The following is a 12,705-nucleotide window of genomic DNA, read 5'->3' on the forward strand; positions in this document are numbered from 1 at the left end:
TCGTCTGGATGGTATTCCTCTGGATTAACCTGCTTTACGGCGGGCAGCAACAGCCCAACCTTGCCGTAATGACCGCACGTGCCATACCATTCCAGTTTATGGACAAGGACACCATGCAGAATCTGAAATCTTTCTTCCGCCTTACAGTAAGCGCTGGCGCATTGGCCACCGCTCTGTTTTGTGCGGACTCCGCGCCTGTACGTGCAGCAGACAGCAGCTTTACACCAGCCCAGCGTGCCGAAATTGTAAACATCATGCGCAACGCCCTGAAAACCGACCCCACTATTCTGTCGGATGCGATTGCCTCCCTGCAAAACCAAGCCGCAGCGCAGAAAAATGCCTCTGCGCTAGACTTGGTACGCCATAACAAGCCGCTTTTTGGCGGAAGTTCTACTGATGTGGTGCTGGGGAACCCACAGGGCTCCCTGAATGTGGTGGAGTTTTACGATCCACGCTGCCCTTACTGCCGCAAGGTTCTGGATGATCTGGATGCGCTTGTTACCGCAGAACCAGACTTAAGGCTGGTGGAAAAGGTTATCCCTGTTCTGGGGGCTAATAGCACACTGGATGCGCAGGCCATTATGGCTGCTGGCCTACAGGGCAAGTACATTCCATTCCAAAAAATCCTGATGGCGGATTCTTCTGCCCCCGGCATGGATCGAATCCGGAATGCAGCACATCAGGCAGGACTGGATACAGACAAGCTGGTGAAGGATATGAAAAGCTCAGCCGTTACCACAGCGCTGGCAAAAAATGTTGCTCTGGCCCGCTCCATCAATCTGGAAGGAACGCCCACCTTCATTATTGGGGATCAGGCAATTATTCCCGGTGCAGTTTCTCTGTCTGAACTTAAAACTGCCGTGGATAAGCTGAAAAGCAGCCACTAAACCTATTATGGCGGGCGCGGGCTTCAACCTCACCCGCCATAATGGTTTTTCTTACGCGGCGGAACAGGCTGCCTGGCGTGCGGGCATAATGCCTTCTTCACGCAGGAGCACACTCAGCGCGTTAATCAGATCATCCATCATCTCATCCGTATGGAACGGCCCCGGGGTTAGGCGTAGGCGCTCCGTGCCCTGCGGCACAGTTGGATAATTGATGGGTGTTGCGTAATGCCCATATTCCGTCAGCAAGCGGCGGCAGATGCGTTTGCAACGCTCTGCATCCCCAATAGGAATGGGCACAATGTGGCTGGGTGTCATGGTGAACGGCACACCCGCAGCCCGCAGCCGATGGCGGAATGTGTTCACACGTTCAAAAATAGACTCGCGCCGCCAGTTTTCTGCGCGCACCTTGCGCACGCTGGCAAGCGCCCCCGCCACAACCGGTGGCGGCAAAGCTGTAGTGAAAATAAAGCCAGAAGCTGTAGAGCGCAGGAAATCTACAATTTCAGCAGAAGCCGTAATGTAACCGCCATGCACACCAAAGCCCTTGGCCAGTGTGCCTTCAATAATGTCAACCTGATCGGCCACACCATCGCGCTGGGAAACGCCGCCACCTTCCTGACCGTACAGGCCGACAGCATGCACTTCGTCCAGATAAGTCAGTGCATTATATTTACGGGCAAGCGCGCAGGTTCCGGCAATATCGGAAATATCACCGTCCATGGAATAAACGCTCTCAAACGCAATCAGCTTGGGGGCATCTTTTGGCGCAGCGGCCAGTTTTTCTTCCAGATCTTTCAGGTCATTATGTTCATAAATGACTGTCTGAGATCCGCGCGCACCTTTAATACCCGCAATCATGGACGCATGGTTCAGTCGGTCTGAAAAACAGATCCAACCTGGCATGGATGTCAGAATGGTTTGCAGGCTGGCCTGGTTGGAAACATAGCCAGAAATAAACAGCAGCCCAGCTTCTTTACCATGCAAGGAAGCAAGTTCTGCTTCTAGCTGTGTATGCAGCGGGCTTGTGCCGGCAATATTACGCGTACCACCTGCGCCAGCTCCATGCTCCCGAATAGCGGCGATAGCAGCGTCCTGCACCTCCGGCACAACGCCCATGCCCAGATAGTCATTAGTTGACCATACAATAACTTCACGCCCTTGCGGCAGATCGCGCACAGCCTCTTCATACAGAGGAAACCGCTCTGCCTGACGCGCTAATGGCGTAAAGGTTCTGTAACGCCCCTGATGTTTGATCTGATCAAGCGCCTCATGGCAGTGATCATAAAAAGGATGGCGGGCGTTTTTTATCGCTCCCACGCTAACTTTCTCCTCGCTTCTCGTCAGAAACGGTCGGGGCATGGCGCGTACCCATCGGCCGTCTGGCCTGTGTGTTCACACGTTTGTGTATATAGTGCTGCTTTACCGCACATACACCCGCACAACCGGTTTCGTCACGGAAGAATCGGGCATAGCGGACATTTCCACCTGCGCCTCTGATGCTCCAGCATTAATCATTTCCTGCAACACGGCACGGCCATCACCCTGCACCAAGTTCATCAAGGAAGATTGTTCCGCATCTGCATTGGCCTGTGGCGGCACAAGACATCTGACAACAAACAGAACATCAGGTTTGCGGCTAAGGGCAAGGCGCGTAATCTGATCAACCGGAGCTTCCCATTGCGATGCAGGGGTGCCGGCAGCCAGTTCAATCAATGGCGGCACAGGTGGCGGCCCCGGTGGCGGTGGCGGAATATATGGCTTGGGTGCCACGCCTGCGTTTGGGTTGAAGGTTTTTTGATCAACCAGCTTGCAGCCTGTCATGCCAACCAGCACGCACCCCGCAACAACGACACGGAGAAAAGACCCTTTTTCTGTAACTCGGGAAACGGGCAGCATAACAGGACAGTTCTCCACCAGAACGTATAATGGCAATTCAACATGGCTTTACGGGGCCATTTTTATTTCTTTCGCGCTGTCCTGCACCGGGTGCAAGCCCTTTGGGCCTTTTCATACCCTTTTCAGCAGCAAAAATTCGTTCCACACTCTCTTTCCAATGGCACAGGCCACACTCATAGAGCATCCATTTACTTCCCCTGTAGCAACCCTACCTGCGCAGGATACCGTTGTGCTGCGCCTATGTGCAGCAGCCCGTGTACTGCTTGGTAAAACCAGAAATTCTGCGCATCTGGCGTTGCTGCAAACACTTTGCCTGCCTGTTACGGCACTGTGGTGCCGCATGCTACGTTTTGATCCAACACACCCCGATTGGCCCGACCGAGACAGGTTTGTTGTGCCTTCCGCTACCTTGCATCCTTTATTGCAGGCCATGTTGCACCTTAGCGGCACTTATGCGTTTTCCGAGTCCCCTTTGGAATACGGCGTCCACCCGGGCGTAGAAACCGCCCCCGGCCCTGCTGGGCAAGGCATTGCAGCCGCAGCTGGTATGGCACTTGCAGAACACCTGCTGGCAAAGCGCTATGGACGCTCATTGGTAAACCACCGCACATGGGTGCTTGCGCGTGATGGAGATTTGGCAACAGGTGTTGCCATGGAAGCCGCGCAGCTTGCCGGACGTTTTGGGCTGACCCAACTTGCCGTTCTGGTTAGCCCCACACCGGGAGCAGATAGAACCGAGTTTTCAAACTCTTTGGCACGTTTCAGCGCATCTGGGTGGAGCATCCGCAAAGTGGACGCATCACAATTAAGCGCCATCAACGGTGCTTTAGCTGCCACCATGCGCGCTAAAAAACCAACGCTTATTGCTTGCATGCCGCCTGAAAGCCCACAAACCTTTCACCCCCAACCCAGCCTATCTCCAGAAGAAGAACTGACCGGCCCTTGGAGTCCAACTGCCAGACGCGGCGCCACAACATACCGTTCTTGGCTAAAACGGCTGGCCAGACACCGTCAACGCACCGCCTTTGAGCGTGAAACGACCAATACATTCCCCAGCCTGTTGATGGAGGACTGGAACCGGCTTTGCCGCCGTGCCATGCAACTCACACATCAGGCCTCCACCCAGCAGGCGGCCATTACCAGCCTGCATACGCTTTCCGCTCTTTTACCAGAACTGACAGTCTTAACAGCTACCTCTGCGTTGCCGCGCACATCTGCCGCAGCGCACATCCAACCAGACTGGCCATGTAATATTCAGGAACATGGCATGGCCGGAATGTTAAATGGCATGTCCTTGCATGGTGGTATTTTGCCCTGTGGCATTGCTAGCATGATTACGGTGGACCGTATGCGTGCGGCACTCCGCATGGCCGCACTGATGCGCCAGAAAATTATCTACCTTTTAACAGATGATGGGCTGGCTCTCAGCCATGATGGGGCAAGCTGGCAACCAGTAGAACAACTTGCCAGCCTACGCGCCATGCCTCATTTGGCCGTTTTTCGGCCAGCAAACGCACAGGAAGCATTTGCTTGCTGGAAGGCGGCCATCCGTTGGCAATCTGGCCCTGCTGTTATCATGCTCTGCCCTACCCCGCCCGAACATTCCTATGCAGTGCCCATGCAGGGGTCTGCTGCCCGTGGGGGATATATTTTGCATGGCAGTAGCTCGCGGCGCGTTACCCTTATAGCCTCCGGCCCAGAGGTAAGTATTGCACTGGAAACAGAACAGCTTTTGCGGCAACACGGCGTACAGGCTGCTGTGGTTTCCATTCCCTGTTGGGAAGTCTTTTCCAATCAACCCGAAGCTTACAAAACAACCATTCTGGGCACGGATGTGCTGCGTGTGGGGATTGAAGCTGCATCGGGGTTCGGATGGGAACGCTGGCTGGGTAGCCAAGGATTTTTCGTTGGTATGGATGATTTTGGCGTATCCGCACCTGCCAACGCGGTGTATGAACGTTTTGGCATTACTGCCGGAGCGATTTGTGCGCGGGTTTTAAAACACTTGCGCGCATCCGGCGCCATAGAAGAAAGGTTCCTTCAGGCGTCATCACCTACCTCCCGTCGGCAAGAGCGGGAGCCGTTGTAACAATAAGAAGATCGCACAAGATCACAGAACGACAGAACGGAGAAAGAAAACCATGGCAGTCAAAATCGCTATCAATGGCTTCGGACGCATCGGCCGCCTTGTGCTGCGCGGCATTATTGAGAGCGGACGCACCGATGTTGTGCCGGTAGCTATCAATGATCTGGGCAGCGTAGAAGCCAATGCCCATCTGCTAAGCTATGACAGCGTACATGGTCGCCTGCCTGCTGATATTCGGGTGGATGGCAACAAAATTATTGTCACCGCCAACGGCCGCACATGGGACCCCATTACCGTTTCTGCGGAACGTGATCCCTCCAAAGTGCCTTTCCAGGGCGTTGATGTGGCCATGGAATGCACAGGCCTGTTCACCTCCAAGGAAAAAGCCCAGCCTCTGCTTACGGCTGGCGCCCGCAAGGTCATTGTTTCCGCACCCGCAACAGATGTAGATGCCACCATTGTTTACGGCGTGAACCAGGATGTTCTGACACCGGACATGACCGTGATCTCCAACGCATCCTGCACCACCAACTGTCTGGCCCCAGTGGCCAAGGTGCTGGAAGATGCCTTTGGGATTGAACGTGGCTATATGGTCACCATCCATTCCTATACAGGTGACCAGCGCACAGTGGATACCCTGCACAAGGATCTGCGCCGCGCCCGCGCTGCTGGCCTGAATATGATCCCGACTTCCACTGGTGCAGCCCGCGCTGTTGGGTTGGTTCTGCCGCAGCTTAAAGGCAAGCTGGATGGCACCGCCATTCGTGTTCCCACCGCCAATGTTTCCATCGTTTCTCTGGACTTTGTGCCCAAAAACGCGCCAACTTCGGTTGAAGATGTCAACAATGCCATCAAGGCCGTTGTAGACTCCGGCAAGATGAAAAACGCTCTGGCTTATTCTGATGCACCGCTTGTCAGCTCTGATTTCAACCATGCGCTGGCATCTTCAACATTCGATGCAACTCAGACAGCGTTGGTAGATGGCGGCAAGCTTGTTCGTGTCTGCGCTTGGTACGATAACGAATGGGGCTTCTCCAACCGCATGTCTGATACAGCCGCCCTGTTCGGGAGCCTGTAATGGCGGAACTCCCCTTCAGCACGCTGGATACGCTTGACCCCAAGGGCAAACGTATTCTGCTGCGTGTAGACCTGAACGTCCCCATGAAAGACGGAAAGGTAACGGACGAAACACGTATTGAACGTGTTGTGCCCACCATTCGTGAACTGGCTGAAAAAGGCGGGCGAGTTATCCTGCTCAGCCATTTTGACCGGCCAAAAGGCAAGGTGGTGCCGGATATGTCGCTCCAGCCCATAGCTACGGCTCTGGCTACAGCTTTGGGGCGGCCCGTCAGCTTTGCGCATGATTGCATCGGCCCGGATGCAGAGGCTGCTGCGCGCTCCATGCAGGATGGAGACATCCTGCTGCTGGAAAACACGCGCTTCCAGCCCGGTGAAGAAAAGAACGATGCAGGCTTGTCCGCTGCCCTCGCCAGTCTGGGCGATGTGTATGTGAATGATGCCTTTTCCGCCGCCCATCGGGCACACGCTTCTACTGCTGGTGTTGCAGCCCATCTGCCATCTTATGGTGGCCGGTTGATGCAGGCGGAACTGGAAGCCCTGTATGCTGCGCTGGAAAATCCGGAGCGGCCCGTAGGGGCTATTGTGGGCGGCGCAAAAATTTCCACCAAACTTCAGCTACTTGAAAACATGCTGGCTAAGGTGGACATGCTGGCTATTGGCGGCGCTATGGCCAACACGTTTCTGGCCGCCAAGGGCCTACAGGTTGGTAAATCCCTGATCGAGAAAGACATGCTGGATACAGCACGTACGATTATGGAACAGGCCCAAGCCAAAAAATGCGATCTCATTCTTCCCGTAGATGTCGTGATTTCGGAAGATTTTATCGCAGGGGCCCCCACACAGGTTGTGCCCGCAACGGCTATTCCTGATGGCTGGATGGCGCTGGACGTTGGCCCAGAAACAGTAAAGCTGCTGCAAAGCAAGCTTGCAGGCCTAAAAACGCTGGTCTGGAATGGGCCTTTGGGCGTGTTTGAGCTGCCACCGTTTGATGAAGGCACCAATGCTGTAGCTCAGGCTGCTGCTCAGCTCACGCAGGAAGGCAAACTGAAAACCGTAGCCGGTGGTGGGGATACTGTTTCCGCCCTCCGCCATGCGGGTGTGCTGCATAAGATGTCTTATGTTTCCACCGCAGGTGGGGCTTTTCTGGAATGGCTGGAAGGCAAGATCCTACCCGGCCTAACGGCTATCAGCACCACACTGGAAAAAACCCTGCCAATCTAAGGCAAAGTTTTAAAACATAACTTTGTTTTAAAACTTATTCTTGCAAAACCACTTCAGATTTTAATGTCTGAAGTGGTTTTTTTATGCCTTCACTTGTGGGCGCGGGTGGCCATACATCTGCATTAGCCCAACGCCTGCCATCACAATGCACCCACCAATAAGAGTGCGCACATTTGGCACTTCTCTCACCAATACAAATGCCAGCAGAAGCGTTGTGGGAGAGAGTAAATACAACAGCCCAGAAGAACGGGTGACCCCCACCTGCCCCACCACATGCGCCCAAGCGCCATACCCCAAAATAGATGGAAATATGCCCAGCACACCAACCAATGCCCAAGCCTGCCAACCATTATGCGTGCTTATGGCGCTAGGGAGCCACGGCAAAAGCAGGCCAGCACCAATCAGCAAAATATAGGCTGTGGTCACTAACGCTCCATAGCGCGTTACTAAAGGCCGTTGGAGCAGATAGTAGGTTGCAGAGCATAAAGCTGCTGCCAGCATAACCGTAGTGCCAGAACCAAAACCAAGGCCACCGGGCTGCCCACTGCCAATAATCACCACACCAGTAAAACTGGTAAGAGAACCTAACCAGCCCCATAGTGTCAGACGTTCATTTAAAAACAGAACGGCGGCAATAGCGGCTAAAAAAGGAGCTGTATTCAATAATAGACTGGCCGCACCGGCAGAAACTGTCTGCTCCCCTGTATTAAAAAGGATATTGTAAAGCGCAATGCCAATGCCGCCACATGCCAAAAAGCGTGGAAGATCCTTTAGCCGTGGCAACTGTGGGCGCTTTACACACAACCAGCATACAACAAGGCACGCAGCCACCATATAACGTGCGGCAGCTAACGAAACAGGTGCAAAAAAAGGCAGTGCTAGCCGCACAACAGGATACGCACAGGCCCATGAAAGCAGTGCAGCAACAACGGCCAGAACAGGCACAGGTTTATGAGGAACCATGTGATATCATGGCCTTATCATCAAAAAGGATTGTGGAAGCCGTAATTTTTTTGCAGCGCTTATTCGCGCCGCAAAACCTGATCTGTCAGAAAAGAAGATAGCTTATTTGCTACAAACTCTTCTTTTAAAGCGTGCTCATCATATTCATTCCGCACCCACTCAAGAAAAGGCATGCGGCCTTCTCCTTCTGCCTGATAGTGCAGAAAAAAAGCATCCAAAATACCTGTACGAGAGCTACGGAAGTGTCCGTATTTCCAAGAAAGTTCCTTAAGCGCCTGCTGGGCAGATCCGCCCTCAAACAACACAACCAAGCCAGATGCCAAGCCGGCGCGGTCTGCGCCCGATTTACAATGCATCAGTACTGGAAAATCTAGCTTTTGGTACATATCTGCAAACCGCAGAATTCTGTCCTTATGGGGGGCGCCACGGCTTTCAAACGCCATATCTACATGGTGCAAACCAAGGCCGCGTGCAGCATTGCGGGAAAGAGCATCAGACCCGCATTTTCTATGCCCACGTAAATTCACCAGCGTACGCAAGCCCAACCGCCCCATGGCCCTTTTCAAACGCGCAGGAGTGGGGTGGTTACACCGATATACTTTGCCAGGAATAACTGCGTGGAAGTTGGTCCACATCAAGCGGAAAATAGCGTGATCTACAAACAGGCTGTCAGTCCAGGCCCGCGCGCGGCCAGATGATGAAGAAAGATGGCCGTCAAACACAAAAAACCTCACTACCAAACAGATCGTCTTCTAGCAGGTTTCATGTTCCACCTTCCTTTGCTGCCGTCAATGCAGAAGGCGCGGAAGAAGGTATATCGCTGCTTACGTTACAAAAAACCCGGCAAGGCAAAGCCATACCGGGTTTTTTACGTCTATGTTTCTGGAAAAACGAAAAATCAGACTTTCCGTTCCAGTTGCAGTTCCTTAATGCGCCCAATGGCCTTGGCTGGGTTCAGACCCTTCGGGCATGTCTGGGTGCAGTTCATGATGGTGCGGCACGCATACAGTTTGAAGGTATCTTCCAACCCGTCCAAACGGTCGCCCGTATGTTCATCGCGGCTATCGGCAATCCAGCGATAAGCAGCCAGAAGAACGGCTGGGCCTAAATACTTGTCACCATTCCACCAATAGGATGGGCAAGAGGTTGTGCAGCAGAAGCACAGAATGCATTCCCACATCCCATCCAGCTTGGCGCGTTCCTCAATGCTCTGCTTCCGTTCGGAATCCGGCGGAGGGGCGCTGTCTGCCTGCATCCAAGGCTGGATGGAACGCAACTGCGCATAAGCACCATCCAGATTGGAAACCAGATCTTTTACAATTGGCATATGCGGCAGCGGATAGATGCGCACATCGCCCTTGATATCCTTGATGGGCTTAAGGCACGCAAGCGTGTTTTCCCCATCAATATTCATGGCGCAGGATCCACAAATCCCTTCACGGCAGGAACGCCGGAATGTCAGCGTAGGATCTACTTCGTTCTTGATATGGATGATGGCATCCAGCACCATTGGCCCGATGGTATCCAGATCAAGTTCGTAGCTATCAATAACCGGGTTTTTATCATCATCCGGCGTCCAACGGTAAATCCGGAATGTTCTAACGTTTTTTGCACCGGCTGGTGCGGGAAAGGTTTTACCTTTCCCGATCGTGCTGTTGCGCGGCAGTCTGAGTTCAACCATGTTCGCCTCCCTTTATCGCCCGTTCGTTCCGATAACTCAGTAAACGCGCTTTTTGGGTGGGAAGACCTGCACATCATCGGTCAGGGTCTTCATATGCACCGGACGGTAGGTTAGCTTCACGCCACCTTTATCATCCAGCCACGATACGGAATGCTTGAGCCATTCCTTGTCATCACGGTTAGGATAATCATCCCGCGCGTGCGCCCCACGGCTTTCATGCCGCGCAAGGCCACTTTCCAGCGTGACAGTAGCGTTCGCCAGCAGGTTTTCAAACTCCAGCGCTTCCATCAGATCGCTGTTCCAGATCAGAGAGGAATCTGCCACAGAGATATCGCTCACGCCGTTCCAGATATCGCGAATCTTGTCCACGCCTTCCTGTAGGCTTTCTTGCGTACGGAACACAGCAGCATGTGTTTGCATATCACGCTGTAAACGCTCACGCAGGGCAGAAACCTTGGTGCCACCCTTGGCATAACGCAGACGATCCAGCCGATCCAGCGCAGCTTCACCCGCACCGGCAGGCAGCGGACGGGTAAAGTCTGTTGGTTTTACCACTTCCGCAGCGCGACGAGAGGCAGCACGGCCAAATACGATAAGATCCAGCAGAGAGTTTGTGCCCAGACGGTTTGCACCATGCACGGAAACACAGGCTGCTTCACCCACGGCCATCAGCCCCGGCACAACGGCATCCGGGTTATCTGGGGTCGGGCGCACCACTTCACCATGAATATTGGTGGGGATACCACCCATATTATAATGCACGGTTGGCAGAACCGGCACAGGTTCCTTGGTAACATCCACACCCGCAAAAATACGTGCCGTTTCAATAATACCCGGCAGACGCTGGTGCAGAAGATCAGAGCCAAGATGCTCAAGGTGCATCATGATGTGATCTTTTTTCGGGCCACAGCCACGGCCTTCCTTGATCTCAATCGTCATGGCGCGGGAAACCACATCACGCGATGCCAGATCTTTGGCCGTTGGCGCATAACGCTCCATAAAGCGTTCGCCTTCGGAATTGGTCAGATAACCACCTTCACCACGGCAGCCTTCCGTCAGCAGGCAGCCTGCCGGGTAGATACCAGTGGGGTGGAACTGCACAAATTCCATATCCTGCGTTGGAATGCCCGCACGCATGGCCATACCGTTACCATCACCCGTACAGGTATGGGCAGAGGTGCAGGACTGGTACGCACGACCATAGCCGCCAGTGGCCAGCACAACCATCTTGGCGTTAAAGCGATGGATTGTGCCATCATCCTGGCACCAAGCCATTACGCCACGGCATTCACCTTCCTCATCCATGATAAGGTCGATGGCAAAATATTCGACAAAAAATTCAACATTGTGCTTCAGACACTGCTGATACAGCGTATGCAAAATAGCGTGGCCGGTACGGTCGGCCGCAGCGCAAGCACGTGGCACAGGGGCCTTGCCGTAATCGCTCATATGCCCGCCGAAGGGGCGCTGATAAATCTTGCCATCTTCCGTGCGGGAGAACGGCACACCAAAGTGCTCCAGCTCGCGCACAGCAGGCACGGCCTCACGGCACATAAACTCAATTGCGTCCTGATCGCCCAGCCAGTCAGACCCCTTTACGGTGTCATACATATGCCAGCGCCAGTTATCTTCGGCCATATTCCCCAGAGAAGCCCCGATGCCCCCCTGAGCAGCCACAGTATGGCTACGTGTTGGAAAAACCTTGGTAACACATGCAGTGCTTAGCCCTGCTGCGCCCATTCCCAACGTTGCACGCAGGCCCGAACCACCTGCTCCCACAACCACAACATCATAAGCGTGATCAACAATTCGGTAAGCTCCCCGTGACGGAGAGGTATTGGCGTTCATCGTGACGGCGCTCCCATTGCGTTCGGCCTGTCAGTCTTTTCAGGTTCGTGCCACAGCGCTTCAGGCTTTGGGGCGCTGGCGGCACAGGCTCTTGATTCTATAAGGCGGCGGCCCAGCTTATTTGGCGTTACTGCCGCGCACAAACAGCTTGATAACGGCAATTACGCCCAGCAACCCCAACAGGGAGGTGCCAATTTTAACAAGCAGGCGGGCTGGCAAATGTGCCTTGCCATGCACGTAATCATCCACAATCACCTGAAGCCCAAGCTGGGCATGGTAAAAGGTGGTGATGATCAGGGCGATCAGCATGGTGGCATTTACGGGCTTACCGCCCCATTTCACCACTTCTGCATGATCTGCGCCGCCCAGGCGGAACATTTGCACCACAAACCACGTTGAAAGCGGAAGCAGGGAAGCCGCCGTTACACGCTCGGCCCACCAGTGGCCCACACCGGAATGCCCGGCCCCAAGCCCGCGTGCCCGCCCAAGCTGGGAGCGCATGACTTCAATATGAGGAGCAGAAGCATTCATGTCAGGATACCTTTCCTGCTTTGGCGCGGCTGCGTTTGCGACAAATGGAAACAGCCAAAAGGCCAGCCGCCAAAACAGTGCTGACACCAGCGGTAACACCCACGGCTACCGGGCCATCCTTGTTAACTTCCTTTTTGTCATACCGGTAACCGCTATCCCAGATCAGATGGCGGATACCGCCAACAGTGTGATAAATAACAGATGCCAGCCAGCCAACTAGCACAAGCTGCCCAAGCGGGTTGCCCGTAACCTTACGCGCTGTGGCAAAGGCTTTTGGCCCTTTGGCCGCAGCCCCAAGCCAGAACACACCCAGTGTTGCACCTGCTGTTGCGATAACGCCCGTAATACGGTTCATAATGGAAAGAACCATGGAAAGGCGATAACGGTAGACCTGTAAATGCGGCGACATGGGCCGCTGAATAAGTCTGCCGTCACTTCGGCTCCCTACATAGAGGGCCTTACGGATATCCTGCATTGTCTGCCTCGTACCCCGTCTCTATCCCGTAGCGCCG

12 protein-coding genes are annotated in these 12,705 nt (G+C 54.1%); 4 read left to right on the forward strand and 8 right to left on the reverse strand.

What is annotated here, in order from left to right; genetic code table 11:
• Window positions 1-8: 8 nt before the first annotated feature.
• Window positions 9-887, forward strand: coding sequence for a DsbA family protein (locus FKW19_RS03800; RefSeq protein ID WP_089178334.1), 879 nt, complete (start codon window positions 9-11; stop codon window positions 885-887).
• A 51-nt stretch (window positions 888-938) separates the two neighbouring features.
• Here the strand turns inward: FKW19_RS03800 and hemA are convergent, their stop codons facing one another.
• Window positions 939-2,246, reverse strand: coding sequence for a 5-aminolevulinate synthase (gene hemA, locus FKW19_RS03805; RefSeq protein WP_006116631.1), 1,308 nt, complete (start codon window positions 2,244-2,246; stop codon window positions 939-941).
• A gap of 60 nt (window positions 2,247-2,306) precedes the next feature.
• On the reverse strand, window positions 2,307-2,783 hold the full coding sequence (locus FKW19_RS03810) for a hypothetical protein (RefSeq protein ID WP_035352952.1): 477 nt from the start codon (window positions 2,781-2,783) through the stop codon (window positions 2,307-2,309).
• 157 nt (window positions 2,784-2,940) lie between these two features.
• Between FKW19_RS03810 and FKW19_RS03815 the strand changes: the two genes are divergently transcribed.
• Genes FKW19_RS03815 through FKW19_RS03825 form a run of 3 tightly spaced genes read left to right on the forward strand, consistent with a single transcriptional unit; the run spans window position 2,941 to window position 7,170 of the window.
• Complete coding sequence (locus tag FKW19_RS03815; RefSeq protein ID WP_089178333.1) at window positions 2,941-4,872, forward strand: transketolase-like TK C-terminal-containing protein; 1,932 nt, start codon at window positions 2,941-2,943, stop codon at window positions 4,870-4,872.
• 52 nt (window positions 4,873-4,924) lie between these two features.
• A complete protein-coding gene (gene gap, locus FKW19_RS03820) occupies window positions 4,925-5,947 on the forward strand; it encodes a type I glyceraldehyde-3-phosphate dehydrogenase (RefSeq protein WP_006116628.1) in 1,023 nt (340 codons plus the stop codon).
• A complete protein-coding gene (locus tag FKW19_RS03825) occupies window positions 5,947-7,170 on the forward strand; it encodes a phosphoglycerate kinase (RefSeq protein WP_006116627.1) in 1,224 nt (407 codons plus the stop codon). Before gap ends, FKW19_RS03825 begins: the two co-directional genes overlap by 1 nt.
• A gap of 81 nt (window positions 7,171-7,251) precedes the next feature.
• On the opposite strand, the gene FKW19_RS03830 is transcribed toward FKW19_RS03825, so the two are convergent.
• From FKW19_RS03830 to sdhC, 6 genes are all read right to left on the reverse strand, one after another.
• Complete coding sequence (locus tag FKW19_RS03830; protein WP_063353255.1) at window positions 7,252-8,133, reverse strand: DMT family transporter; 882 nt, start codon at window positions 8,131-8,133, stop codon at window positions 7,252-7,254.
• A gap of 59 nt (window positions 8,134-8,192) precedes the next feature.
• Window positions 8,193-8,855 carry a tyrosine-protein phosphatase gene (locus FKW19_RS03835; RefSeq protein WP_089179854.1) on the reverse strand — a complete coding sequence of 221 codons (663 nt, stop codon included), beginning with the start codon at window positions 8,853-8,855 and terminating at the stop codon, window positions 8,193-8,195.
• 176 nt (window positions 8,856-9,031) lie between these two features.
• Window positions 9,032-9,814 (reverse strand): succinate dehydrogenase iron-sulfur subunit, encoded by a 783-nt coding sequence (locus FKW19_RS03840; RefSeq protein ID WP_006116624.1) that lies wholly within the window; start codon window positions 9,812-9,814, stop codon window positions 9,032-9,034.
• A 36-nt stretch (window positions 9,815-9,850) separates the two neighbouring features.
• On the reverse strand, window positions 9,851-11,662 hold the full coding sequence (gene sdhA, locus FKW19_RS03845; protein ID WP_063353254.1) for a succinate dehydrogenase flavoprotein subunit: 1,812 nt from the start codon (window positions 11,660-11,662) through the stop codon (window positions 9,851-9,853).
• Between the two features lie 117 nt (window positions 11,663-11,779).
• Window positions 11,780-12,193 (reverse strand): succinate dehydrogenase, hydrophobic membrane anchor protein, encoded by a 414-nt coding sequence (gene sdhD / locus FKW19_RS03850; protein ID WP_006116622.1) that lies wholly within the window; start codon window positions 12,191-12,193, stop codon window positions 11,780-11,782.
• 1 nt (window position 12,194) lies between these two features.
• On the reverse strand, window positions 12,195-12,668 hold the full coding sequence (gene sdhC / locus FKW19_RS03855) for a succinate dehydrogenase, cytochrome b556 subunit (RefSeq protein WP_006116621.1): 474 nt from the start codon (window positions 12,666-12,668) through the stop codon (window positions 12,195-12,197).
• Between the last annotated feature and the right edge of the window lie 37 nt (window positions 12,669-12,705).

This window comes from Acetobacter sp. DmW_125128, assembly GCF_008704325.1.
Taxonomy (GTDB): domain Bacteria; phylum Pseudomonadota; class Alphaproteobacteria; order Acetobacterales; family Acetobacteraceae; genus Acetobacter; species Acetobacter oryzifermentans.